We start from the raw sequence: 24,953 nt of genomic DNA, 5'->3' as shown, positions 1-24,953 counted from the left end.
CCCACGCAGATCCTAAATCCCATTGCAAACATGCTGCACTAAACCCGAGAGTTCAAAGCCTGCTGAGTTTGACGGCTTTACTATTTACACCACTGACGAGGGCAGTTCTGATATTGCCCAACCTATCGTTGTTACTGCCCCTGCATACATTAATATGCCGGCATAATTGCTCATGATTACTAGCGGAATAAATGGCAGAGCTAAACTCCACGCCAGTAACTTTCTGTGCATAGGCGATAAGGTTAAGCTGCGGGACGTTGGGTTGTTGGTTTTGTTGGACAGTTGTTTGCGCCTTGGGTCGGAGAGGGCAAGCAAAAAAATAACCAGTAAGCTGAACGCGATAAAAGGCAGGGTCATAATTAAATGGTTCATTTTCTCACCTCTACATCAGATAGGGTTGGAGTCCAAACATCACTTTCTTGGCTTTCCTGTTGACATTTTTTATGCAGGGCGAAAAAGCACCAAAGAGCGCAGGTAAGCATTGCAAAGTCGATAAACAACATGTCCATCATGTTGAATTTCAAGGCCTCTAACCAACCTACATGTGAGCTGCTAAAGCGTAATACCGGTAATATTAAACAGAAGATCCCATTTCCTGCCAGCAATAAAATTTTGAGTTGTTTGAGGTTCTTCATCGACAAGCTAACTAAACTAATTAATGCGGCGGCAATCACGAACGAATATTGAGTCCATAAGCTTTGACTCGCCTCCATATTGCCACTAACAAAAAAGCCAAAGGCACTGACTAGTGAACACAGGGGAAGGCCATAAAAACCCCACACGCACATTCGGCTAAACCAGCGCCAACTGGTTTGGCTTTTTTCATTTCTATGAGCATAAAGTTGTAGACCTGTGATAGTCACGTAACAAGCGGCTACGCCTAGACTTATCCACACAATTTTCGACATTAGCCCGGCAAAGGTGCCAAAGTGAATGGGATAAATTAATGACAAAATATCACTTGATACTGAGGGTACAGTGCCGACTAAGGGTTTGTGCTCAATGAAATCACCATTAGTGCCATCATAAACTAATTGTTCGTATCCAACCTTGCCTTCATTTGGCATAAAGAAAGCCAGTAAACTAGCTGACTCTGTGCCCATATGAGAGATGGACAAATAAGAGGGTACTGATGATTGTCGTGCTGCTGCATCTCTGACCATAGTTGTAAAATTAGCAGAAGTCATTGGTGCTTCACTTTTATGTTGTTGCTCACCCACCAAAGCATGCATCAATGCTTCTTGATCACCGCCAAATGCCACCATTCCCATGGCTGGCAAACCAAACGCAGTGGAAAAACTGAAAAAGCTGCCGGTGAACGCCAATAAAACAGCGAACGGAATACTCCAGGTGCCAGCCACTGTATGAGAGTCACGTTTGAGGGGCTGGCCGTCACGTTGCTTGCGAATCGAAAACATATCGGTAAACAAATGACGGTGCATCATAAATCCAGACACAGAAGCAATTAACATTGCCAGCCCTAAAATCCCGGTGAGTATTAGCCCCCACGGAGCCGGAATATGCAATTCAGTATGTATGGAAACTAAAAATCGACTTAAGGCATAGGTATCGTCTTGGGCGAATATCTCGCTACCAAAACCGGTTTCTTTTGAGATGGTTTGACCCTGAGAATTAACTAAATACTGAACGCCATACTCGTCCATATCACCCGATGGATTTTGCTTGTGGGTGTGGAAGAAATACACCAATTGTTGCCTATCGTTTTCATAAGCAGAAATTTCATCTAAATACTCTACAGGGGTTTGGTCAGCTAAACGAGAAACCGTTGCATGGACATCAGAGGCAACTAACAGATTTTTATGATAATTACTGTTTGACCATTCGCCAATTTCATCGGCAACCACCGCTACTGTACCAGTAAATATAACCGCATAAAGTAACATGCCTAATACAATGCCAGACCAAGAATGAAGGCTAAGTAAAGCCTTAGCTTTAGAACGCAAGGGTGGAGTATTGTCAGTCATAAAGGTTAACCTAAAAATTGAAATGCAAGAATGGCACTGTTGGCAACAAATAATGTGGCAAGCAGCCATTGGGCTTTTTGCAGGTTTGTTGTCAGGTAAGTGTAAAAAAACAAAATCGCCCAAATGAGCGGAAACATAAACATAGGCATCATGATGTTATTCACATGGCCTGCTCCAGGTGGAAACCAGACAGCCATGGCGAGCATAAATAGCAAAGAGACCACAAGAGTTGCGGGCCCGCTTAGCCAAAAACGTCTGTTTTTAAGAAATTTCAAAGATGATGTACTCATGATTTGTTTCCAATTTTAGCTAATATGAAACACGCTTTTTGTGCCCAATTAGGAACGAAAAAAGAAGCTTATTGGTTACATAAGCTTCTTTTTGTAGCGCTATTAAAAGCCCCAACGCAAGGTTAGGCTATAGTCAGTTGGTGAACCATAAAACGCTTGGTCGGTTCGAACAGAGCTAAGGTATTTTTCATCTGTAATGTTGTCTAGGTTCAGACTAAGTGACACTTGCTCGTTGAATCGGTACTGCACATAGCCACCAATAAGCGCATAGGCGTCTTGAGTAATGCGTCCGAAACTTGTTTGGTAATACATTTCGCTTTGCCAACGAACAGAAATACCGGCATTGAGTTTTTCTTGCCAAGTCGGTGAGTAGTCAGCCATTAACTTCAAGGTTCTGCGCGGAATAAATGTGCGAGCTTCATCACCGTTTTCATCGTCCATGGTTAACGCGGTAAAGCCACCTTGGAGTGTCCACTCCTCTGAAACCTGACCTGACACTTCTAACTCAAAACCATTAGAGTCGACGTTTACACCGCGATACAGTGAATAATCAAAGTCATCTGAATAATCATCATCGTCAACGCCGTCACCGTCGCCATATTCGATAAATTCATACAGGTTTTCCTGTTCGGTGCGAAAAACGGCTAAACTGACTAATAAGTTGTGTTCAAAACGTTTTTTAATGCCCATTTCATAACTACGACCTTCAGCAGAGCCTAGGGGCTCAAGATCTTCGTTTAGATAATACTGAGGTTGATAAATGTCGCTGTAACTGCCATAAACATTTAGACCTTCCATCGCTTCCCAAGTAAAACCAATATATGGGCTGGTGCCATCTTCAGTGGTAGAAGTGGATGCGCCCCAAGATTCCCCTTCGTTTTCATAATCAACAAAACTTGCGCCTAACACAAAATCGAAATTCTCTGTAACGGCTAGTTGAATTGAGCCGTAAAAACGATTTAAGGTGACGTCTGTATAGCCAGCTTGATAAGGTTCTGCCCAGTCAGGTCTTGCCACTTCGGTTCCCGTCCAGCCGGGTAGGGCAGGCATAACGTCGAAACCGCTCAGTGCGCCGGAATCTAAATCGAGAGTTTCAGAGTCGGCGAGGCTAACTCCTAGATTGAACGAATGTTCCATCCCCCACGCTTGAAACGTGCCTTGTAAGGTATTGTCCCAAATTAAGATATCGTCTTCTGCGTAAAACTTGCCGGGGTAACCCAACATGCCTAAACCTGTTTCGTGATCTAAGCCAGTATTGGAATAAGCATAAAATAGCTCAGAATTATCTTCGTATTTGGTGTAGTTCAACTTACTGGTGAAATTGAGATCATCAGTGATGTACCAACTTAATTCTGCAAACGCAGTTTCATTCAAGGTATCCCAATACGTCCAGTTCATGCTGGTGGACTCAGAAACCGCAAAATCAGTTTGGGTACCATCTGAATAAATCATTGGAACCGCACCCCAAGTCACGCCATCACTGTTGTTATCTTGATAGGTGTAACCAAAGGTAAGAGTGACATCATCGTTAATTTGACCATCAACAACACCGTATACAACTGTGCGGTTATTCTCGTAGCGATCCAACCAGCTTTGTTTGTCTTGATGAACGACAACCGCGCGGGCGGCCCAGCTTCCTGATTCAGTTAATGGCGTTGATACATCCACAACTGCGCGCATATTTGACCAACGGCCTAGGGTAACGGCGACGCTTGCTTGGGGATCATTACTTGGGCGTTTTCTAACGTAGTTTACCGTACCTGACGGGTTGCCTAAGCCGGTTATCAGCCCGTTAGAGCCGCGAATAAACTCCACCTTTTCATAAATAGCGGTATCAAGATCGCCCACGAAAATATCACCAAAAGGGATTCCCGAGCCGTCTACATGCATACTGGTTATGTCAAAACCGCGGGCGTTAAAATAGGTGCGGTCTGTTTCTGTTTGGTCAATGTTGATACCCGTAACTTGTCTAAACAAGCTATTGATATCACTCAAGTTGTATTTCGAAATGGTGTCATTTTCGATGATTGACAGAGATTGAGGGGTGTCAAAACTATCTAGACCTAAACCTGTTGCCCCAGAACTAATTCGTTGAATGCGGCTTTCAACAATACGAATAACCTCAATGTCGTTTTCGGCTGTGTTATTCGTGTCTTCATTGTTTAAATCTGCTGCTTGCGCATGCATGCCTAACGCCAACATCAACGGTGATAATGCAAAAGTGTGCCTTTTATTCATAGTGCTCTCTGAATGTGAAGTGTGATTAATAAAGCGGGGTCATTATAATCATTGATAAACGTATTGCAAATGATAATCATTGCTATTTGATTTTTGTTTGTGGCGCTGGTTAGCGCCAAGTTTTGTAACTGGATAGATTACTTACCTAAACGAGGGAAATAGACGAAAAGTAGCTTGCTTAATTAGGTTGCCGAAGCAGTAGAGAAGAGCCTAAGAGGGAGGCAAAAGGTTATTGTTTTGTGAGTCGAGCAATAATATTCGTGGGATAGCATCGTTACCAATCCAGATCAGCGCATTCTGACCCCATTGTTTAGCTATATTTATGGCTTGGTGTTTATCAATATTGAGTACTAGCAGGCTTTTTTCAGCAGGCCAATGTCCTTTTGGATCCTGTCCTTCGCCGTTGATGAATTTGAAACCCAATTGCTGTATTTGGTTTTTTAATTGGGTGTGTGCAATGCGGTTTTGGGACTCTGGGAGTAGATGGCTACGAGGATTGTATGCGCTGATAAAGGCCGCTTGTTTGCAGTCCTTTTGATGCATTAATCGTTGTAAGGCGTCAGAGTATTTATCGACCAACATAACAAACTGGTTATCTGCTAATCCATCAGCAAAAACAACATATTCAGCATTTTTGTAAGCGGCTAATAAATCATTATCCATGTTCAACCACCTCCGTCGCCTCCGCCCCCATCTCCGCCGCCATCACCTTCGCTTCCCCCTTCGCCATCGCCCTCTCCATTGCCGTCTCCACCTGCTGAAGCGGAAAATTGTTTAATGAATAAATCCGCCTCTTGTAAAATGGAATAATGTTGTAGGTGGCCTGCTGGATTTAGATTAAATACTAAACCTTTAAACATATGTTGTGGAATATTAAGGCCAATAGGTTGAAAAGCAGCATAGGCTCGTTGCCACAATTCAGAGTACTTTGCGGATTGTAATTGAATTTCTGGCAGCATCACAAAGGTGGTTTTAAACAGTAGTTGATGCTTTTTAAGTTCTGCAGCTTCCCATAAAGTACCCGGTCGGTCAGAGGGAAGCATTAAAATGTGTGTAGCCCTGTGCATTAAATCTAAGACGTTAGACTGCCATTTTTCTTCTGTACTTTGCACTCTAGCTGCCCCTGCAAATTCACCAGGTACGCCAAAGGTAACGACCAAAATATGTGGGGACAAAAAATGCGTAATAGCGGTTTCGAAATCTGTGTCACCTACCTTTAATGCACCAGTGGTTTCAAACGCTCTTAAGTACAAAATAAATTCTTTAGGTGGGACGTCATCTCTTTTTTGCTGAGTCAACAACATATCACCTGCCGCTTTGTCTAACTTTTTATGGATGCGCACAAGCGCTTTTTTTCTTCTTTTGTATTCAAAATAGATACCCAATAAACATATAAACAGAGCAGCTAAAGCGCATTCAACAAGAAAATCATAATAGTCAAACGCCATCATTACGCCATTGAGTATTGCCAGCAGCAGCACAGCACTGGGAAACAGCATGTTTAATCGCGCTAAGCGGATAACGGATGAATCAGTAATGTGGGTAAATTTGTTAGTCAGGCTGTGAAAACCAAAATCCAATAACGTTTGAATATATTCTGTATTACTTGCATATTGATGAGCGGACGGTAGGGGATTGTTTGCTGTGTTATTTGATGTATCTGTTTGTTTAAATTTAATTATTTTGTAGGCAGGAAAAAAATAATAGAGCATAAAAATAAGATGTAAAAAAGGCAAGATTACAAAAATTGAACTGGGGTATTTTGTGTTTTCTTCGCTTAAAAACACAATGCTTTTAGTGTCGAAATTCATGCTGAACATAACAAAACTATGAATCATAATGAAAACGCCAATATCGAGTCCTATATTATTTTTAGCATGTTTGCCGATTAATTCAGCGAAGGATAGCGCTGGTTTGGTCTTTTTGGTCTTGGTTTTTTGATAAAACCCAGGCTCGTTGCTAATAATCTTGATTATTTTATAGGACTTTAATTTACCTATTTTTTGGCTACCAACGTAATCTAATACCCTACGACCGTTGCTGTCAGTTTGATTAGCGTTCGCACCATTTTCAAGGAGCAGTTTTACAGTCTCGATTTCACCTTTAGCACAAGATAACATGAGCGCTGTTCTGCCTAACAAGTTCGCTGTGTTCGGTTTAGCTCCTGCTGCCAATAGTTTTTTTACGATATCTATCTGTTTGTGTTTGCAAGCAGTCATTAGTGGTGTAAACCCGAAAAAGTCTTGTTCTTCAATATCGTGTTCAATTGTTAATAGAATATCCAGCGCTTGTTGATTGCCCCGTTCACACGCAAATATCAAGGGGCTTTGACCTGTCGCATTTTTTACTGATATTGCTGTTGGGTCTGAGATTAAATCTTTAAGTTCAACGAGGTTATTTTGTGTTATTGCACAGAATATGGGGGCTTGATTTTGATCAGTCTGTTCTTCACCTTTTTTTGTTTTAAACAGAAGATTAAACATATTGTTAGCTGTTTAGAAACGTATTTAAGTTAAAAAAAGCAACCAATAAATGTAGCACCATAAAAATAATAGGTACTTGAGACTCAATGGACGTGAAAGGTTTGTATTTCTGTTTATTTTGCCCCTCTTCTAAGGCTTGCCACTCGGCTGTATAAGGTGCTAAAGGCAGTTGCTTTTCTATTTCCAGTATTACTAAAAATTTTGCAGAATTAAGTGCTTTATATAATAGGATCAACTGACGCCACATGAAACTTGCGATTATGCCAGCAATTGACAGTATGACTAAGGAAATGACTTTATCGTCACCTTGAAAGTTGAAGTAGCTTACAAACGAAACAATGATGGTGTTAATGCTAATAAAAAAACTATTTGTTGTTTGTCGACGATTACTAATATTCTCCGTAGCCGAAACACACATTTTATATTGTTCAAGGATGCTTTCCTGACATGTCTTGTCGCCAACAATGGATGAATTGAATAATGTCTCTTTGATAGAATGTTGCGTCATGGCTAAATTTATATCCTTTTTGATTTAGTATCGAGCGCTTAATTTTTATACTATTCCATTTTTAAAGTCTAAGGTAGCCTAGGCTGCTTTAATTTTTATCTTAGACAAGAAATAATCGGCAAGAAATAGCTAGGTTATTGAGGGAGGTTTATCGCTTTCGTCAAGGTGATCTTATTTTTCGCCGTGATGAGTTATGCGAATGGGCATCTCACAGGGATGCCCTCTGACTTATTTGTTTTTGCGTTGTGCAAATGCTTTTTTGTTGATCTCTGCAATCTCAAAAAATGCTTCATTGGCTACCAACACGCTCATGGAGTAATGTGCAATTTTCCAAGTGTCAGCTTGTTTTATTACGACACCAGTGCCGCGGAATCTTCCCCACTTAGGTGAGACTATTATTTCGTCGAACCATGCTGTGTTGCCACTGTCTGCAAAATTTATATGACGTTCAACTGACTTATACGTCCATCCCGTGCCGCCCTTAAAACGTTCTTTAACGTAGGCATCCAAAGTGGTGGGGCGACTCCATCGTTCCCAATCATCAGTTCCCATAAAAACGCCGTTTTGAGTGAAAGCACCAAGGTAGGCATTCAGATCCGCTTGGCTTGCTGAGTAATGAAGACCGTCCATCAGTTTGTTAATCGACTCAGTGTTGTCTGTTATTGCTGATGGTTGCGGTCCAGCAAAACTGACACTGCTGAAAGACCAAAAAGCTATCATCACAATAGCGGCAAATCGTTTCATCATTATTATCCTGTTAAATGGCGGACAACTGCACGAGCTAGTTTTTAATGCTAAGTGCAATTGTCCGATTATTCGCTTATCAGCCTGCTTTGAACAAGCAGGCTGATAAGCGATTTTTAATTGCGCTAGCCTGTTAATAGTTGCCGCGGAAGGTTAACCCAACAGTACGTGGCGTAATACGAATGGTAGCAGGCTGATCAAAAGGCGGTCTGCCTATCGCTCGCACTACACCATCATCGTCGAACAAGTTATTTGCAAACAACGACACTTCAAATTCATCAAAGCGCACACCTAAGCGTAAATTGGCCACTGTATAGGCATCCATTTTACGATAGTTGGCAGCCTCTTCGTTAAACTCAGTAGCACGGTCTCCTGTGTACTGCACATTAAAATACGCGAAGCCCATGTAGTTTTGGCTTAACGCGCGCTCATAATCTGCACTAGCATTAAAGGTCGTTTCTGGTACGAACGGAGCTGAATCACCTTTTAACGCAGATAAATTAGGCACATCTGCATCCAAAGTACTGTTGATGTATGCACCACCTAAAGACAACGTCAAGGCGTTAACGGGTTTCATACTAAGTTCAAATTCTATCCCTTGGCTGGTGGCTTCGCCGACATTTTCACGGAAACCAAAACCACACTCAAAGGAGCGGCTGGTTTGCATATCGCTCCAATCAATGTGGAAAACAGTTGCGTTATAACTGAACATACCATCACTGGACACGCCTTTTATACCCGCCTCGTAATTCCAAATTTCATCTGGTTTAAAGAAGCGTGTATCGCCGCCTTCACGTTCAACTTGAGCCAATTCTTCAGAACAAACTGATTCAGGAATAGCGCCGTTGATGCCACCGTAACGGAAGCCTTTCGCAGCTTGAGCATAAACCAAAACTTCGTCATTTAAACGATATGACACGTTCAGTTTCGGATTCACGCCATCAGTGGTACTTTCAGGTCGAATATCACCGTTTGATTCACCGTTGAACAAACCAGACTGGTAGAACTCGATATTTTGTTTCCAGTTGAAATAACGTAAACCGGCTGTGATAGAAAGATCACCAATGTCGTAATATGCTTCACCGAATAACGCATAGGTCTCTACGGTTAGATCGTCAAAACCGTAGTACAAGTGGTCCTCTGGTGCGCCAAAGGCCGAAGAAGGCACGCCCAATATTGCGTCCGCTCCTGGAACAGGAAAGGTGTTTTCATAAAACACATCTTTTTTGTCAGCATAAGCACCCACAGTCCACTGCAACTTATCATCGGTGGTTGAGGCTAAGCGTAGTTCTTGCACCCAGACTTCAGAGTCAGTGAAATCGATGAGTTCGTGTGGCGTGACCTCGGGAGGAAGCGCCGACTCAAATAATAAATCTAACGAACGTCTGTTAATGATCGAGCGATCAAAATACGAAGTAGAACTGACCAATTCAGCCCACTCTAGGTCATATTTCAAGGTTAGATTGGCAATATTTACTTCATCATCAAAGCCATCGAAAGACGTATAGTTTCTGGTTAAAAACGGAGTAGAGTCGATGTCTTGTGGATAGCCATTATCTGAATAGTTATGGTGAAGTAGGGTTAATTCCGCACGCAAATTGTCGGTAGGGAAGTACAAAGTCGAGATTTTAGCACCTTTCGATATGCCATCGTTAAGATCTTTTTCGCCAGTGACTTCATTATCAATATAACCACCGTTGTCCATGTAATAGCCACTTGCACGAATGGCCAACTGGTTTTCGATGACCGGGGCATTGATCAGACCTTTCACCGAATAGTTTTGTGAACCATGGCTGATAGAAGATGCAGTGGCTTCATAGCGACCACCAAATTCGTTAAGATCAGGCTCGTTTGAAACTAGTCGAACCGTACCTGTCATTGACCCTGCGCCAAATAGAGTCCCTTGAGGGCCGCGCAATACTTCTACACGTTTCAAATCAAACAATGCAAACTCTGGGTTCATGCCGCCCATGGAAATTGGAATTTCATCCATATAAATGCCGACAGTTTCTTGGTTTTGGGTATCGTTGTCGTTACCGCCACCATTAGCCACGCCACGGATAGATAAACGGGTTCTTCCCGGACCGTTTTGGTAAGATGTTAAGCTTGGCACTACGCCTAATAAATCGGTAAAGTCGGCAGCGCCAAGGTTATCAATTAGTTCGTCAGTTACCACGTTAATGCTAATTGGCACATCGTTCATATCTTCTGAACGTTTACGAGAGGTCACTAGTACACGCTCGACCTCAGCATCATTTGCTCCAGTTGCGTTAGATTGCGCGTACAGACTCATTGGTGATAAACAGGTAGCGACGGCTATCGCCACTAGGGTTTTGCTCTTTAAAGAAGGAGCAATAGAAAAAGGTGTAGTTGTTTTTTGATGTGTCACTGTTGTGAATCCCTTGTGTTTAGGTTCATATAATTAGTCTTTGGGAAATGCATGTGCATTGACGTATTTATCATTATCTCTGTTATGGATGATTGGTGTGTTTATTTAAGTGTTGTTAATCTATAACTAAGCGTTACTAACGACGAGCTAATAACTAAAAGCTAAGTGATGCCACTTATTTAAAGCAAAAGATAAAACTGCACTGAAAAAGTTTATCAGTAAAAATGTGCTAAGCAAACCTCTCCAAGTGCCTGAATGCTTTAAGTTTTTTTAAAAACTCAAATTGGAAAATATATTTCCCTAGATGTGCCTTGTAATCTTAGTCTTAAAACGGTTTTTCGCTTTGATTGAGCTGATTTATTAATCAATGAGAGTGATTTTACTGACAACCACTTGCTCAGTTAATAATTGTCCTTCCACATAGGGATTGTCGTGAACTCGATTCGCAGGCATTGCCGCAATTTTGTCTACCACGTCCATTCCCCCAATCACTTTGCCAAATACCGCAAAACCTTGTTTATCAGGGTGGCGTAATCCGCCTGCATCCAAATGCGGGTTATCTATGGTAGAGATAAAAAATTCTGATTGCGCTGTTCCTAAATCACCACGGGCAAAAGAAACCGCGCCTCTTGTGTGGGTGAGGGTGGTTTGTGCCGTTGATTCGTGAGTGATTGCTGGTAGCGGAGCATCGAAAGGCTCATCAAGTGCCGCGTTCAAACCACCTTGTAGAACTGCGATTTTCAGAGGGTGGTTATCATTGCTGTGGTCAACAGTACGATAGAAGGTCAAGGTTTCAAAATGCCCGCCTTTTATGTAAGCAATGAAATTGTTCGCGCTTACTGGCGCGTTATTTGTGTCTAACTCAATCTCAATATTGCCATATTCAGTGGTCAACACAGCAACCGGAAGCTGAGCTTTTTTGGACGTCGCACAAGCGCCGAGTAACAAGATGCAAATGCTGAAGGTTAGAAAATACGAAGAAAACGTTTTAATTTGGTATGTCATTGATACATGTCAGTTTCGTTATTTGCCCTAGCTTAGCAAATATCACTAAACCTGAAAACCTGAGGAAACCCGCAGGTTTGTTGTGACCCCGCAGTTTCGCAGTTCTTTAGTCATAGCTCGCTAAAAACGTCAATTTAGCCAATTAAGGCTAAATTTGCGTTTTTAGCCTATTTGGGCTAAATTAATCCTGAAGCTCAAAAGAAGGAATTAGTGTGGAATACAATCAAAAACCCATCGCCGTGATTAGTGGGGATGTGGTTAACTCGACCCAATTAACTGCAAAACAGTTTGACCAACTACTGCAACGCATTAAAGACATCCAACAATGGATCAGTGAGGTAAACTATTTAAACACACATAGTATTAAACGTGGTGATGAATTTCAGACCTTGATCCATGATATCTCAAACGTATTGAGATATACCATTGTCTACAGAGTTGGCATAAAAGCCCTTGGTAAAGATTTTGATAGCAGGATTAGTTTTGCCATTGCTTCAAATGCACAATTGCGTGAATCAGTCTCTGAATCCATGGGGGAAGCATTTGTGCTTTCTGGTCGCGGTTTAAAGGCGTTAAAAAGTGATAGGTTGCTGTTTAGTTCTGATCGTCCTGAACTCACGGATCACTTTGATTTATTATTTAAATACCTTGATCGACAACTTACCGACCTGACACCACGCCAATGTGAAGTGATGCTTCCTATGCTTCAAACCAATCAAGAGTTATCTGTTAGCGACCTAGCAGGTAAATTAAATGTTGCTATTGCTACCGTTAGCAAGTCACTCAAAGCCTCTGGGTGGCCATTAATTGAAGCGTTAAATTATCGATTTGAACAACAATTAAAGGTAATTGAAGATGTCTGAATTTTTTAGTCTGCTGATTTCATTCTTATTGGTTCACATTATTTGTGACTTTTACCTGCAGCCAGCCCGCTGGGTAGAAGCCAAAAAGCAGCGCACCTATCGTAGTGTAGAGTTGTACTGTCATGCACTGCTGCATGGAGTCGCATTGATCTTGCCAGCATTGGTGTTAGACATTCATTGGCAATTGACCGCGTACTTAGTGGTGTGGGTAACAGTGACTCACTTTGCTATCGATCTGTGGAAAGTGACTAGCGCGAATGGGGATAAGCTGTCTCACTTTATAATCGATCAAACACTACATGTCACTGTACTCGCGGTAAGTGCTTTCTACCTTGTTGACGGCATCACTATTAATGCAGTGTTAAAACATGAAAAGCTCTCAGCATGCGTTCAAGTGATTTTTGCGTATTTGTTGATTCTCAAACCAACTTCCATTGTGATTAGTCAGGTACTGCAAAAATATACCCTATCCGGTTTTAATCCAGACGAATCAACACCACAAGACCAACCATTGAGCAAGCAAAGTAAACCTGAAATCACCGGCCTTGTTGCTGGTGGTGAATTAATTGGTTATTTAGAGCGCGTATTAATATTGACCTTCACCCTTGTAGGGAGTTACGCAGCCGTTGGGTTTGTATTAGCCGCTAAATCCATATTTCGATTTGGAGAATTGAACAAAGCGAATGGTAGAAGTATGACCGAATATGTACTAATTGGCTCTTTACTCTCTGTTGTGATCACAACCTTGGTAGGTGCTATCGTCTCGTTAAGCCTGGGGGTGAAAATTAACTAAAAAATCAAATAATTCAAAGGGGGGCAGATCCCACTGGTTTTAGCCCAAAGTAAAAATCAACAGCTCTGCTCCCGCAGATTTGCCCTCGCAGATTCGCGAAAACGCCTCAGATCAAATAATCCTGTTATGTGCAAATATTTATCGACAGGTGGGAGATTTTAGAAACTCGTTACACTTATACACAAGATTAGACAATAAAGCTTTCAGTCAAATTGTCGAACCCGCGAAAAGTTGGTGTAAACAGCACATCACCAGCTCAATGGAAATCGGTGCCACAAAGGCGCAAATGCAGTCGTATTTTAGTAGTAGAGACGCAATATGAAAAAGCAACATCAAGAATTGCTAGTTAGTCCATCACATATAGTTTCATACGTACCATCACCATTCGCCTCGTGGATGCAAGGCTTGTGTGTGAATCAGCCTCAAAGCCAACCCCTTAGAAACCATGCCCTTAGAAAACAAGCCCAACCGCCATTTACCTGTTTAGCCGAACATAAAACAAATACTAAAAATATGCAGCTGTTTAGTGCATTAAAGCAGGTCACGGCGACTATTTTTCAGTGGCTTCTCAAAGGCAATGCGACCAATGCATTTTCTACTGAAACGCGAAGGCATGTTCAGCGAATATTTCTCTTAGATAAGAAAAGTTAGTTGAAAATACTTGGGACAGTTAACAGCCCCAAACCAAACATTTTCTAATAATTGAGCACAAAAATTGAGAAGTCATCATGGACCCAAATCTTCTGTACATAACGATGCAAATAAGTCGCGAAAATTCAATTATTGAAAAAGCCGGAAAATCAGCGGACTTTACAAAACTAATTAAATTAGTCAAAGCCCATATTGTGTTAAGTGAAGAATTAGGCTCCACAAGCATTTTTGCTGACAACTTGCAAAACCTCGAAAAATTACAAGCCAAGTTAAACCGTTGTGAAATCACAGGTGACCTGTGCAAGGACTATCAATGTAACCAAAATATGCGATAAATAAAAAGCTCGCAACCGCGCACTGCGGTGAACAAATGCATTTATGGTAAAAGCACTAAAACGAATATTTAACAGAGTTGGGAATGTTTTTAAGTTATTCGGAAGTGAAATAACTTCGGGGGTAGTTCTACCCCCGAAAATGAGTTAAATCCCTAAATTGTTAATATACAAATTGAGAAAAAAATGGATATAGTGCTTCTAAAATTGACACTGCAAATAGAGCAAGAAAATTTAATTCAGCAAAAAGCAGGAAAGTCCGCTAATTTTACTTCATTAATTAAATTAATGAAAAAGCATATTTGTTTGAGTGCAGATTTAGGAGTTAAGAGTACTTTTTCCCAAAATTTATATAAACTTGAAAAATTACAATCTAAATTAGAAAATTACCAATTAACTGGTGAGTTCATTAGAGATTAATATTCAAAGGTTTATAAATGAATAATTGGAACGTCGATTTTGTTGAGAAATAATTTGTATTTTTCATCTTCAGAAATAAAAAAAATACTAAAAATTTCAGATTGTAAATTGATGCACTTGCGCGAATCTGGTGAACTAAATTTCCATAAAAAGGGCAGGGCATTTAAGTACGAGTTACCTTCTCATATTTCATTGTTACAACATCCTTTGGGGGAGCAGTTATTAAACTGGCATCATGAAAGTCATTCAAGCGATATTCCAAACATTCCAAGAGCTATAGAGACTAAAAGATTTTTAGAATATTTAATTGCTGAAATTCTAATACCTGTAGAGCGCCAGTTCGGAAATATAAAAATTACCTATGGTTTTACATCGAAGGAACTAGCTCGTTATATAGCGAAATTCTCTCCACAGGGCACAGCGCCTAAACTAGACCAACATGCTGGATGTGAAATAAACAGTAATGAAAACACTGTTTCAAAACGCTCAGGTTGTGCCTGTGATTTTATAGTCTCAAACTATTCTATGATTGAGGTTACTCGCTATATTGTGAAAACCTTAAACTTTGATAGGCTATATTTTTATGGTGAACAGCGGCCTATTCACGTAAGTGTTAATGATGCGCCTGTTAAACATTTACAAGTTATGGGAGAAAGTAAGTTGGGTAGAAGACATCCTAGTAAAAAGGCGTTTGGTGAAGCTGCAATTAAATTAGCTGAGGAGCTTTAATTTTGGACGCTGCACTTTTTTCTAAATTAGTAAATAAAATCGAAGTAGGCAAAAAACTCCCAGATGCTATTTATTTGCATGAAAGTGCTCTGTGCAATATTCCTGAAAAATTAACAAATGTAATAAATGCAGTAAGCAAAGCGCTTAAAGTTTCAAAAGAAGATTGGAACTTAGTTAAGTTGTCTCGCAAATCTTTTTCTATGAGTTTATTGCATTATCCTACCTTTTTTACAGAATCTTATCCTGCAATCAAGCAAAGTGTTACTGTCAATTTAGAAAAACTGACTCATAAAATAACGGATTACTCTAACTACGACAATCCACCAATATTACATCGTAAAGAGACAATGATTACCTCAGATCATCACTGCTACGATGAGTTTTGCCTAATTACTCAAGAGGGTGAACAGGCTGGCTTATACGAGAATCCCCGACATATTGGATTCAAAGCGTCTTGGGAAGCTATTATTCATTCTCATGGATATGAATTGGTAGATGGGCGGCTTTTTCGCAATTCCGCATTATTAAGTGACCCTAACGAGCAGAAAATAGATAGAGATAAAACAGCCATTGTCCGATATGAATTGTCTGCACCGATGAAAACAATGGCAAAAAATGGTTTTCTGGAAGGTCAATACAGCATTTTTGATTACGGTTGTGGGAGAGGGGATGATTTAAGAGAGTTAGAAGCTCATGGTTTAGATGCGCTTGGTTGGGATCCCAACTTCCTGCCCGACGCAGAAAAACTTAATGCAGATTTAGTCAATATTGGTTTTGTGATCAATGTAATAGAAGATAGAAACGAACGAATAGAAGCGTTACAAGGAGCATGGGAACTAACGGATAAACTGTTGGTTGTATCGGCAATGCTTGCCAATGAAAGTTACCTTGCTCAGTTTACCCCCTATAAAGACGGCATTATCACTAGCCGGAATACTTTCCAAAAATACTATAATCAAAGTGAACTTAAAATATTTATAGAGCTTAGCTTAGATGAACAAGCTATCGCCGTTGCTCCTGGAATATATTTCGTTTTCAAGGATAAGGAAATTGAACAGGAGTTTTTACAAAATCGTCATAGGCGCAGTCATTCATGGGAACATAAAGCTCAACCTATAGATATCAAAGAAGCCTCAACCAAATTACTTTTTTCCAAACATAGTGAATTATTTGAATCTTTTTGGGAGAGTTGCTTATTGTTAGGGCGATGTCCATCTGTCGGTGAATTTTCTAAATCTAGTGAGCTTATTGATTTAGTAGGGACGATCAAAAAAGCCTTTAGGCTATGTAAAAGTTTTTATGACGTTAAGGATTTAACCATTGCTCAACAAATGCGCAAAGAGGATTTGCTCGTCTATTTTGCCGTTAGTCTATTTGGCAAACGTAAACCATATAAACATCAGCCAGAGCAAACTAAGCGAGATATTAAGGAATTTTTCGGAACAAATACAATAGCTCAAACCCAAGCCACTGAATTATTGTTCCAAATAGCAGATGTAGAAAAAATCGAACGGGAATGTATAGAGGCGAATGAAACTTTGCCTGCTAGCGTATTGGATTACGAACACGAACACCCGCATTCACTAACGTTTCATAAACAATATCTCGACCTACTTTCACCTTTGTTGCGAGTGTATGTGAGCTCCGCGCTCCAGCTTTATGGTGAGCTAGATGATATACAGCTTATAAAAATACATATCACGTCAGGTAAGCTTACTCTACTTGGGTATGAAGACTTCGAGACCGCAGAACAGCCTCGATTGAAAGAACGAGTAAAAATTAAAATGGCAGAGCAAGATGTTGATTTTTTTGATTATATCAAAACTGCTACTTTTCCTACGCTCAAGATTAAAAATCTTTTGGTCTAAATTAATCAAGTTAGCTTTTTATCTTCACATTAACCAAAGGTTTGAATTCATGTGGGTTTAATTCTGCTAATTGCTCACGAACTCTTTTTCTTAACTCTAATGCTGGTTGGTATACAAATTCATCGTAGTCATCATCTTCAGGATTTAACAAAAGCAACTTTGAAAGAGCAGAGCAAAGCCTAGTCACCGCTTTTACATCACGACTATCACCTTCTAATGTTGGTGGCCTGCCATAAGGAAATGTACTCTGACTCACTTTCCTTAATTGATGAAGGTATTGTCCAAATACATCTGCTTTTAAACCAAATCCTTTTGCGGCATGCTCAGTAGTAAATCGAGGGATTTCCCAACCAGGAATTATTCCATGGAAACGATCAATTAACGCGTCATCGTGAAACATTTCGGGTAAATGCTTTATGTAATCAGCTTGCCTAGGTTGTCCTTCCCATAAGTCGATATTTGCCAAAATCATAAGCCCACAATCGCTTGTTAACTTTTTATTGGCAATACTAAAGTGACCTGATTCTAGATAGTCCTTGAACTTAGCATGAATGTCATCTGCGCCTTTAAAGTTTATAGATTGGCCTTCATCTAAAACAAGAAGATCATGCCTGACCAAAATTCCTTTTTCTTTTGTGTTCATGTTCATAAACAATTGAGCTTGTGACAACGCTCCCCCGCTATTAAGCCAAGTGTATCTGCTCAGATTTGAGTAAATAAAAGACTTACCAGTACCTTTGGGAGCAAGTTCCATCATGTTTAGGTTACTCTGAAGTAGCGGTAACAAGCGAAGTATAACTTTTCGTTGTTCATTAGAAGAATATGTTGCTGGTTCGTACCCCATAGTTCGCATCAAAAATTGAATCCACTCTATCGTAGAAAAGTTTTTCCTTGCTTCAACAATACTTGATAACTCAACCACCCCGGACTCCATAGGACTAAAACGTATCAATGCTATTGCATTACTTTTACCATCCTTTTCCATCGACAATTGTCCGGCACCCCACTGTCCCCCCTCGAGTAATGATTCATTGTCATCTAATACAGCATCCGTTATCAAAGCTTGCGACTCATCCAAACAGGGTATTGAAACTAGTCTTTTTGCTTTTTTAATATCTACTCTTGCATCGAACCTATCCAAGACAACAACTGTTTCACCCCTCATAATTCGGTTTTTGATAAGTTCTTTTTCAGATTTAGAGGGGAGATGTTTGCTCATGAAATCTGTAATTTTTAGCTCAATTTCCGCATTCGAAGATTCATTGTCTTGGTATCGAGAGACTAACCATTCTTCGACGAAAGACGGGATCGCTTGCTTGTCTCTTATACCAAGAGTTCTTACTAAACTTTTGTCTATTGTTAACTCTCTAAAGTTTTCCCTAATTTTGTCATTAATCATAAGTCGAACATTGCTCCAAAGTTCTTCGAACTTTCAGTTTGTTTTAAGAGTGGTTTGGGAATATCAACAACAAAATCCAAATTTTTCTCAATTTGTTGTGAATCCTTTTCGTAACGGCAAGCAATTGTAATTTCTGTATGTCCTTCTTGAGAGTGTTTAGAAGTTAAGGAAAGAGGTATGTTCAGTAAATCAGACTTAGAAGCGTTAATCACGTTAGCTTGTCCAAAGAAAGGTGGTATAGCTTTTAAGTGTAAATTAGAGAGATTACAGTTTACTTTTAAGGTTATTTGAAGCTTCCATTCTTTATCCGCAACAATTTTACAGTCTAATATATCAGTATCTATATCAAAAACATTTTGCTTGTGAGAGTTGCTTACTGTGCTTAGCTTAATAAAAGGGATTAATACCTCTTCTGGTGTTAAACCCCCATGTGACAGAGCACACTCTTTATCAAAACTAGCTCTAAGTCTGGGTACTATATATCCAGCAGAACTCTTGTAAGAGGGTAAGTAATAAAAGTCGCTTGGTATATTCTCCGGTTTAGTAGTTAGTTCGACAACTCGCTCTCCCACTTTCCCATTAAAACTATTTGGAACCTTCCTATTTAAAGAGGTCACACCGTGATCTGCTGTAACGTAGAATGATATTTCTTTACCTAGTGAGTAACTAATTTGAAGCCATTTTTCTATGGTCTTCCGTATAGACTTTATAATCGTTCGAGCATCATTCGCATGCTTGTTGAACGTACTCGTTTTATGTAATCTGTCATCCAGCTCATTTATAAATACTACAGCTAGTTTTGTCTTGTTTGATAGTTGATTTGAGCTTGCTCGCTTCCAGTCTTGTAAGATTAGTATGTTATCCGAAGTCAAATTTGTACTACCGTATTGACTCACCAATAGGTCTAAATCACTACCTGAAGTTTTGCTTGGCAACAAGCCGCTAAGTACAGATTTCTTGCCTATCTTTGTAATTGTTGGCAGTGGAGCGAAGACTAAATTCGCCTGAAATGACAGATTGTCAATTGTATTTAAGATTTCTTCGCAGGCTTTATGGTGGATTTGAGACAATGCATCAACCATGAACACAACTGTTATGTGGTCTTGAGCTAGGCTTTCTTTAATCGACTCTGATACTTGTCGCCAGTCATATTGTGATTTTTCTACTCTCGAAGTTTGTGAAATTAGCCAGTCACCGAAAGATTTTGCCAGTTCGGTTTCATATTCCAATGACTCAGCTTCAAACTCTATTCTAATTTGTTCAAAATATTTATACGACCAATCCACAACTGTTTTAATATCGGCACCTTTATCAAGAGGATCAAGTGAACCGAGGTTAACCATTGACTGCAAAGTTGCTGCTAATTCAATGCTGTCAGAATTTTCTATGGTTTGAAGCCTTTCTATAAGACCTTTACTGTTTAATTTAGGGTTCTTTCGTATAGCGCGCTCTATAGCCTGCAGTAGCTTCGGCCATGGATGTATAGCTAATTTTTGAATTTCACTAGCAGTATCTTCTGGAGAGGAAAACTTTATAAGCGCTTCCAAAATATCAATAAATTTTGTTTCTAAATCAGAGTCATTTGAATAAAGATTAATTAACGGTAAACAAGCTATAGAATTGGACACCTCTAGAGGAGGTGAAGCAAATGCTATTTTATTTTCATTTGCAATTTTCTTTAATAAAAAAACAGCTTGATTGTGCGAGATTAAATGAAGGCAATCAATTAAATCGATATTTGTGTCAAACATATCAACCAACTCGATTGCTGTGCTCTTCTTAACGTTCAACTCTAACTCTAAGTACCTTTTTAACTCTTCTTTAAACGGTGTAAACCCGAGAAACAGAGAAAACATATCAGGTTGAGAACTGATGAATAACATTAGTTTTTCAAATGTTGTCATTCCAAATAATTCGAAATTGCAAGCCCTCAAAAGATCTCTAAGGAAAAACAATTGATCTATTTTTAATTTGTCCCTAGTCAAAAGGTTCAATTTAGCTATTGCTGAATCATAAAGCCATACAGGTGGCTGAAAACCTAACTTAGCACTTAATAATTGTCGTGGATTCAAGATCTGGAGCGGTTCAACACCTTTTGTTGTCAAAAGGTCATCAATACGTTTCAAAACTGCATGAGATTTTAACAGCACGCTTAACTGCGAGCTGTTATCATTACTTAAAAATTGGACTATTTGCGTGCGAGCAGCAGATACAGAAGATAAATTACTCGTAATTATAATATCAAAGTCATCATGAGATGATAAATTAAACTCATCAAAAACAAACTTTACGCTCATATTACCCGCTCATCACTAGACAAGTCATTTAGCAATTCGTTTAACAACTCGACTTTTTCGACTGTGGACATCGAAGACAACTTTAATATCCTTTTGAACTCTAGTCGTAAACCGTCATTGGTTTTCAATTTTTCTTTTCGGATCGCTGAATATAAAGCTGTGTCTAAAAGTTTTACGATACTGTCGCGGACTTTTTCTCTTTCAGTTTCGTCTATTTCTTCGATTGCTTTGCCTGTTGCGTCTTTAACTATCAAATCTAAGTCTAGAGTATCTCCATCTTTAATTGACTTTAAAAGTTCTGACGCAATTACCCCTTTCTTTTCATCTAAAAAAGTTATGACGCCAAGCAGGTATCTATATTGTTCCAATTTAAAATTTTCAATCAATTGAATAACTTTTTCACAAAAGACTGACTGATTATTTCCAGGAATCAATGGAGTAGGTTGGTAACTTAAACCATTTTTAATTGAAAACTCAACCTCATTACATAGCGTTTGTATCTGCATATCTGTGCAAGCGTCAAGGCGTTTTGAATATTTTAACTCGACTAACTGTTCTGGTGTAACTAATTCACTATCTCTAGCTTTATCAAGAAGCAAAACCAACCCCTGACTAAAATCATCATTAAAGTTGTTTAAATATGCTCGTACTTTCAGAATTTTATCGTCATCTTCTGGTAAGTTTTTAGTCCATGCATCAAGTAGCAATTGCTTTTTGAGATCTTCAATCTGAGCAAACTCTCTAAATATTGATGATAATGAATCTATATATGTATCTAGTTTGTCATAGGAGAAACTTCCTGTTAGTTCTAGTATGTTAACGGTCGCATCGGCGATATCTTGATTCGTTGCTCCTATAGTTGTAAATGTTTTTGAAATTGATTTTGCTTTTTCAGAAAGTAATTTAGAAGTTATCGTGGCCTCGGACAAATACTTAAACCAATTCTTCATTTCTTTCACATACGATTCTGCCAAGGATTGTTCAGCTAAATAATTTGACCTTTGCTCACCTCCTTGCACCCCTATTTCCCTTAAGACTTGACCATACAAGCTTAAAACAGAGACTTGCTTAGAAGTGAATTCTACCATCCTGCTTCTAAGAGGCTTCTGATTCATAAAACATCTTGCGAAAGCACTTCCCACAGTTTTTTCTTTGTGTAAAAAACTTACTCTCGTAGAGTCATTACGTATTGATAGCGCAATTAATATAGGTAAAACACAACTCGGTAAACCATATGGAGCTGCATTCAACTCTTCTTCTAAGGTCATAACTTCAAAAGGTTTGTCGCGACGTTTGAGAATCTTTTTCTTGATAAACGTCAAAATCTCTTTAAGGTTTTCGCTTACCTCGTCTGCCCCCTTCAAGTCTAAATCATCAGGTCGTTCAATAAATATGTTATTCGCATATTCACCTAAAACCCCATTAATTACACCACTCACTGGCGATGTCTCAGACTTCTCTCCCAAAAATCTAGTGTGATAGGCAGGATGGCTTGAATAATCTAGAATCTTGTCTACCACATTCGCTATTAATGGTGCATTTGGATGAACGTTTCCAATATCTTTATTTTTATACAAAAAATTCATTTTCATATATCTTACTGGTATATCTTTAGGGTATAACGAATGGCAATGAGCTTCTAAGTGTTGTTTTATGTCGTTCCAATTTTTGAGGTTCAAAATTGGAGAGGTGCTTCCAGATTTTATCAACAACGTTTCATTTGCGGATAGGCCTTCTTTTCCAAATAGTTTTGAAACCAGAAGCTTTATACTCCTATTAACTAATTGCCTTTTGCCTATTAACTGGCTTTTCACAGAATCAATAAGAGTGGAATTAACTAAAATTTTATTTATTGCCAAATACTCTTTCATCAACTCTAAAAGATTTTTCTCAACATTTTCCACTTCCAAACATACATCTTCAAAGCCATTTTTCGGTATCCAATAATAAACTTCGTGCGTAGGGTCTGCCGCCTTAACTTTCGCAACTAGCTCATCTGCTTCGAATCCATTATTCACTGGAACCATATTCACTATGATAGAAATAGCAGGGTCATCTTTAAATTGAGATAGAATATCAGTACGCATTCGTACAGAGTAGGAACGTATAATCCCAGAATCAGGTTTCGGTTCAAAATTTCCGACCCCCAACATGGGAAAAAATTCATCTTTTATTTTGGGGTTGTATTCAATTAGTTCGCTCAAAGTCAGATTATCATATGCATCAATTTCTTCAGACACAATATCATCTACTGATATACCGGACTCTCCAGTTAACTGCCAATGCTCTGTAGCGACATTTTTCCAAACTAAGTTGGCACTTTTTAACCATTCTAAGTCTGTAAAGAGAGTAGTCGCTTTGTGTGATTTAGAATCACAATCGTAAAGTACAGCGCTCAGAAAGTTTTCTGTAATTTGAAAGTTTTCGCCTAAGAAACTAGATAGTAGTATTAGTTTTAGAATATCTTTCCGGCGCTCAATTTCAACTTTAGTTCCCCCTATTTTTGAAAGAGACTTCTGATACATTTGGAAAACTTTAGAATCCAATGCTTGGAATTTTTCATCATAAAAATCAACTATTTTGGGTAGTCTAATTAATTCATCACCCCAGATAGTTTCGTCAAGCACTTCTATATCCAATATGTCGTCTGAGTTATCTCTGAAAAAAGTAAGTGCAGTTCGATTTGCTTGTGCAGCAATTTGAGCTAGATTAAAAAGTCCTGAGGCTAACGCTGGATGCAGGGGGTATACGTTATAAATTATTTGGCCCAGTTCATCCCTAAGACTTTCAAACATAGAAAGATTAAAGCAGCTGTCAATTAGTGCTTTCTCTTTAACCTTAGAGTTATTAGCCACTTCAGTGCCAAGCTGTGTCCAAGATTTTTGCATATCCAATAAGTGATAGCCTTCGTTCTCTGACGCGCTCAATTCGATTCTAAACGGAGTGTTGAACCTCCCAGATATTTTTGCTAAACCATCTTTTACGACATTGTCAGCTTTTGTTCTATCACCGTATTCTTCAAAAGATACGTGTGTCACACCAATAAAAATTGTGTGCCCATAAGACGGTGAACATGTGGTTTCGACGAACTCTTGAAGTTGCATGATTTCTTCACCTGAATTTCTATACGGGCTAGAAATAAGATCTTCAATAGCGTGCCCGAACTCGTCCCATAAAACCACTATACCAGCGTAATTATGATTTTTATAAAGACTCGCCCCAGCCTCTTTATATGCATGAACAAAACTTCTACCCCCATGTACTGCTATGTTAAAGTCCATCCCAAAAGTTTCTTTCTTATGCCATTCTAAAAAAGCTTTGACAGCCTGATTCTCATGGTTTTCCAACCCGACAAGCAATGATTCAATATCTAAATACTCAGAAATTCCAAATTCATCTAAGTCTTGATTCAAAATTTCTGGCTTAAGTTCGATAACCGATTGAAGCCTCTCTCTGCAAGCGTCAAATTCAGTTTTTGGCAAGATATTTGAAGGTTCTAATCCCGCCTCTCTATCTAAAGCATCATAAAGCCCTTGAAGCAACTTTGCGCCAATAGACGTTGTATTTGAGCCATATAATGAAACGAATAAATAAGGCCTAGCGTCAGCATCTGATAAAAAAGTATTTTTAATATTCTTAGCTAAGTTTTCGTTTTTTGAACTTGATATTTTTGAGAGGAGTTGCTCAAAACCTTCGCCATCCGCGCCAAACTTTAACAGGTGAGCGATTACAACAGCTAAGTGGCTCTTACCAGATCCGTAACTACCATAGACATTAATTGCTCTTTGTTCTTGAGTAGCCGAGGGAGACACTGCTTTACTTAAATGTTCAAATACTTTAATAGAAGCTTTCGTTGGCATAAAGCTTCCAACAAGAGATGAGTTAGATATTCCTTTATCTAATACAATCGCAGCATCGTTTATATGAGCGTTAATACTGATTATGTCGCTTAAATTCAT

20 protein-coding genes are annotated in these 24,953 nt (G+C 39.2%); 7 read left to right on the top strand and 13 right to left on the bottom strand.

The window, feature by feature from the left end; genetic code table 11:
• Window positions 1–84: 84 nt before the first annotated feature.
• The 10 genes from ABWV72_RS14320 to ABWV72_RS14275 all read right to left on the bottom strand — a co-directional run bounded on the left by ABWV72_RS14320 (window position 85) and on the right by ABWV72_RS14275 (window position 11,642).
• Window positions 85–372 (bottom strand): hypothetical protein, encoded by a 288-nt coding sequence (locus ABWV72_RS14320; protein ID WP_353371345.1) that lies wholly within the window; start codon window positions 370–372, stop codon window positions 85–87.
• Window positions 369–1,985, bottom strand: coding sequence for a PepSY-associated TM helix domain-containing protein (locus tag ABWV72_RS14315; RefSeq protein ID WP_353371343.1), 1,617 nt, complete (start codon window positions 1,983–1,985; stop codon window positions 369–371). Before ABWV72_RS14315 ends, ABWV72_RS14320 begins: the two co-directional genes overlap by 4 nt.
• Before the next feature lie 5 nt (window positions 1,986–1,990).
• Window positions 1,991–2,275: a hypothetical protein gene (locus ABWV72_RS14310; RefSeq protein ID WP_216048371.1), complete on the bottom strand. Its 285-nt coding sequence runs from the start codon at window positions 2,273–2,275 to the stop codon at window positions 1,991–1,993.
• A gap of 102 nt (window positions 2,276–2,377) precedes the next feature.
• A complete protein-coding gene (locus tag ABWV72_RS14305; RefSeq protein WP_353371341.1) occupies window positions 2,378–4,513 on the bottom strand; it encodes a TonB-dependent siderophore receptor in 2,136 nt (711 codons plus the stop codon).
• 210 nt (window positions 4,514–4,723) lie between these two features.
• Window positions 4,724–5,176 carry a DUF3293 domain-containing protein gene (locus ABWV72_RS14300; RefSeq protein WP_353371339.1) on the bottom strand — a complete coding sequence of 151 codons (453 nt, stop codon included), beginning with the start codon at window positions 5,174–5,176 and terminating at the stop codon, window positions 4,724–4,726.
• Window positions 5,177–5,178: 2 nt separating this feature from the next.
• On the bottom strand, window positions 5,179–6,996 hold the full coding sequence (locus tag ABWV72_RS14295) for an ankyrin repeat domain-containing protein (RefSeq protein WP_353371337.1): 1,818 nt from the start codon (window positions 6,994–6,996) through the stop codon (window positions 5,179–5,181).
• 4 nt (window positions 6,997–7,000) lie between these two features.
• On the bottom strand, window positions 7,001–7,504 hold the full coding sequence (locus tag ABWV72_RS14290; protein ID WP_216048375.1) for a RipA family octameric membrane protein: 504 nt from the start codon (window positions 7,502–7,504) through the stop codon (window positions 7,001–7,003).
• 228 nt (window positions 7,505–7,732) lie between these two features.
• Complete coding sequence (locus tag ABWV72_RS14285) at window positions 7,733–8,251, bottom strand: nuclear transport factor 2 family protein (protein WP_252729093.1); 519 nt, start codon at window positions 8,249–8,251, stop codon at window positions 7,733–7,735.
• 130 nt (window positions 8,252–8,381) lie between these two features.
• Window positions 8,382–10,637, bottom strand: a complete 2,256-nt coding sequence (locus ABWV72_RS14280) for a TonB-dependent receptor (protein ID WP_502902147.1) — start codon at window positions 10,635–10,637, stop codon at window positions 8,382–8,384.
• Window positions 10,638–10,997: 360 nt separating this feature from the next.
• Complete coding sequence (locus ABWV72_RS14275) at window positions 10,998–11,642, bottom strand: peptidylprolyl isomerase (protein WP_353371334.1); 645 nt, start codon at window positions 11,640–11,642, stop codon at window positions 10,998–11,000.
• Between the two features lie 212 nt (window positions 11,643–11,854).
• Between ABWV72_RS14275 and ABWV72_RS14270 the strand changes: the two genes are divergently transcribed.
• From ABWV72_RS14270 to ABWV72_RS14240, 7 genes are all read left to right on the top strand, one after another.
• Window positions 11,855–12,505 (top strand): hypothetical protein, encoded by a 651-nt coding sequence (locus ABWV72_RS14270; RefSeq protein WP_353371332.1) that lies wholly within the window; start codon window positions 11,855–11,857, stop codon window positions 12,503–12,505.
• Window positions 12,498–13,298 (top strand): DUF3307 domain-containing protein, encoded by an 801-nt coding sequence (locus ABWV72_RS14265; protein ID WP_353371330.1) that lies wholly within the window; start codon window positions 12,498–12,500, stop codon window positions 13,296–13,298. Before ABWV72_RS14270 ends, ABWV72_RS14265 begins: the two co-directional genes overlap by 8 nt.
• 318 nt (window positions 13,299–13,616) lie before the next feature.
• Window positions 13,617–13,949 (top strand): hypothetical protein, encoded by a 333-nt coding sequence (locus ABWV72_RS14260; RefSeq protein ID WP_353371328.1) that lies wholly within the window; start codon window positions 13,617–13,619, stop codon window positions 13,947–13,949.
• Between the two features lie 77 nt (window positions 13,950–14,026).
• On the top strand, window positions 14,027–14,284 hold the full coding sequence (locus ABWV72_RS14255) for a hypothetical protein (protein WP_353371326.1): 258 nt from the start codon (window positions 14,027–14,029) through the stop codon (window positions 14,282–14,284).
• Between the two features lie 183 nt (window positions 14,285–14,467).
• Window positions 14,468–14,701, top strand: coding sequence for a hypothetical protein (locus tag ABWV72_RS14250; RefSeq protein WP_353371324.1), 234 nt, complete (start codon window positions 14,468–14,470; stop codon window positions 14,699–14,701).
• A 39-nt stretch (window positions 14,702–14,740) separates the two neighbouring features.
• Entirely contained in the window at window positions 14,741–15,430 is a 690-nt protein-coding gene (locus ABWV72_RS14245) for a hypothetical protein (RefSeq protein ID WP_353371322.1), read from the top strand.
• A 2-nt stretch (window positions 15,431–15,432) separates the two neighbouring features.
• Window positions 15,433–17,298, top strand: a complete 1,866-nt coding sequence (locus tag ABWV72_RS14240; RefSeq protein WP_353371320.1) for a DNA phosphorothioation-associated putative methyltransferase — start codon at window positions 15,433–15,435, stop codon at window positions 17,296–17,298.
• A 10-nt stretch (window positions 17,299–17,308) separates the two neighbouring features.
• On the opposite strand, the gene brxL is transcribed toward ABWV72_RS14240, so the two are convergent.
• Genes brxL through ABWV72_RS14225 form a run of 3 tightly spaced genes read right to left on the bottom strand, consistent with a single transcriptional unit; the run spans window position 17,309 to window position 24,953 of the window.
• Window positions 17,309–18,697 carry a BREX system Lon protease-like protein BrxL gene (brxL, locus tag ABWV72_RS14235; RefSeq protein WP_353371318.1) on the bottom strand — a complete coding sequence of 463 codons (1,389 nt, stop codon included), beginning with the start codon at window positions 18,695–18,697 and terminating at the stop codon, window positions 17,309–17,311.
• Complete coding sequence (locus tag ABWV72_RS14230) at window positions 18,694–20,994, bottom strand: PglZ domain-containing protein (RefSeq protein WP_353371316.1); 2,301 nt, start codon at window positions 20,992–20,994, stop codon at window positions 18,694–18,696. The genes brxL and ABWV72_RS14230 overlap by 4 nt, the downstream gene beginning before the upstream one ends.
• A complete protein-coding gene (locus tag ABWV72_RS14225) occupies window positions 20,991–24,953 on the bottom strand; it encodes a hypothetical protein (protein WP_353371314.1) in 3,963 nt (1,320 codons plus the stop codon). The genes ABWV72_RS14230 and ABWV72_RS14225 overlap by 4 nt, the downstream gene beginning before the upstream one ends.

Source organism: Aliiglaciecola sp. NS0011-25, from assembly GCF_040370605.1.
GTDB classification, from domain to species: domain Bacteria; phylum Pseudomonadota; class Gammaproteobacteria; order Enterobacterales; family Alteromonadaceae; genus Aliiglaciecola; species Aliiglaciecola lipolytica_A.
Note: the sequence above shows the minus strand (reverse complement) of the source record. Positions and strands in the feature narration are given on the sequence as shown.